Origin of the sequence: Aquimarina algiphila, from assembly GCF_007489275.1 — a bacterium.
Lineage (GTDB): Bacteria > Bacteroidota > Bacteroidia > Flavobacteriales > Flavobacteriaceae > Aquimarina > Aquimarina algiphila.
The window spans coordinates 1-261 of record NZ_VLNR01000238.1 but is presented as its reverse complement, the minus strand read 5'-3'; the positions used below and the strand labels follow the sequence as shown (position 1 = coordinate 261).

At 41.8% G+C, this 261-nt stretch carries 1 pseudogene; it reads right to left on the bottom strand.

Going from position 1 to position 261, the window contains the following annotated elements:
- Window positions 1–261: pseudogene (locus FOF46_RS31165) on the bottom strand (DUF4172 domain-containing protein); the annotation flags it as partial.

Here is a 261-nt window from a genome sequence, read left to right as displayed (position 1 = left end):
CTTTCATTTTACCTGGAGATGGAGCTTGATAATGAACCTTTTCTTTTCCCATCGCTCCTGAAACCACTTGCATCTCCCCATTTCTGTAACAACCAACATCGATTCTGTGCATTCCACTTCTTCCTGTAGGAAATAATGCCGCATGCCAACCAAATAGCCGCTCTTCATCAAGAGGTTTATTATAATTTTGAGTTGCATCAAGCATCATTTCTACAACACCTTCAACATCTCTACCTGGGTATACCATCCCGGCATACTCAA